A 1,448-nucleotide genomic window follows, 5' to 3' on the forward strand; every position below is an offset into this window, starting at 1 on the left:
GGCTCTTCACGGTTTGTGGTGAATGTTCTGCCGCGAAGGATGTTCATGCCGCTGTTCTGGCGGCACTGCGCAACAGAATACGCGTTTTGTAGTTGCGTGCGTTGGTGAATCCGCGGCCTGTCCTTTTTATGTGCTTGATCGCGGTGTTGTTGGCTTCCACTTTCGCCGTTGTCGCGCCGGTGACAATCAGGACTTCGATCTCTTTCCACCACCGGCAGACGGTGCGCCAGAGCCGGTTCGTTTCCGGCTGAGCGGCGCGTTCGACCAGGGACTGCAGGCGGTCTTTCGCGGCGGCCGCGTCGGCAAGAGATCCGGTGGCGAGAAGCGTCCGGAGCTGCTCTTTGACCAGCCAGGCGGCCTGCAGCTTCCCGGTGGCATCGTCGGTGGCGAATACGGTGCTGAGCCTGTTCCTTGCCCTATCCGAGAGCGTGTCGCCAGCCCGCAGGAGCAGCCGGCGGTTGGCCCAGACCGGGTCGATGGAACGTCCCCGCCGGCCATGGACCTGCTGGGTGAGGCGTTGCCGGACTTCGGTGAGCATGTCGTTGCCGAGCTTGACCAGGTGGAACGCATCGACCGAGACAGCGGTGCGCGGCAGCCACATCCGCAGGGCCTTCCGGAATGCAGCGGAAGGATCGATCGCGACGACCTGCACGTCCAGACGCCATTGGAGCGGACGGGCGAATAGCCAGTCTCCGACGCCCTCGCTGTCGCGGCCGTCCACGATCCCGAGCACCTGTCCGGTGTCCAGATCCACAATGGTGGTCATCCAGGGTTCGTAGCGTTTCCAGGCTTTTGTGGCCGGGTCGCGGAAGAACCGGACGGACCGGTAGCGGTGTTCGTCGATGCCGAGCATCCGGGGTGCCAGGGCGTCAACATCAGGCAGCGTCAGTGCGGCGGAGTCCAGGGCTCGCTGGACCAGCCACCACGAGACACCGAACGAAGAGGCCGCCTCCGCAGCCGCCCTTCCGGATCCGATGACGGCAGCCACCAGGGCATCGCGGAGCCGGCGCGTCGACCGTGCACGGCGGGGAACCTGGGTAGTCTCCTCGGCGAATGTCCTGCGCGGGCACAGGTACTCATCGCAGAAGAATCTCCGTTTGGACCACACCACTTCGACCGGGCCCGCGACAGGGATATCGCGCAGACGTTGTGGCCGCCGCGAATGTACTCGGGTGCTGATCACGCCGCAGGACGGGCACCCGGCTTCGTCCGTGGCCTCGACGCGGACCCGTCGCTGCCCGAACGCGAGGACTTCAGCGTCCGTGACGCGGTAGTCGGGCAGATTGAAAATGGTGGTGGCAGCATCTGGGCGCGGGGAAGTAGGCTCGATCAAGGCTCGTAGCTCCTGACTCTTGATGAATGCGTAGAGAACATCCATCACAGCAGGGCTACGAGCCCTTCAGCTTTCAAGACACGGAATCCGTTTCACCACGAACCACGGAGAGCCG

The 1,448-nt window shown here is 64.4% G+C and carries 1 protein-coding gene; it reads right to left on the reverse strand.

Going from position 1 to position 1,448, the window contains the following annotated elements:
- Positions 1 to 43: 43 nt before the first annotated feature.
- Complete coding sequence (locus J2808_RS22200; protein ID WP_309821027.1) at positions 44 to 1,333, reverse strand: ISL3 family transposase; 1,290 nt, start codon at positions 1,331 to 1,333, stop codon at positions 44 to 46.
- Positions 1,334 to 1,448: the final 115 nt, after the last annotated feature.

The sequence above is a fragment of the Pseudarthrobacter sulfonivorans genome (assembly GCF_031454915.1).
In the GTDB taxonomy this organism is placed as follows: Bacteria; Actinomycetota; Actinomycetes; order Actinomycetales; family Micrococcaceae; genus Arthrobacter; species Arthrobacter sulfonivorans_C.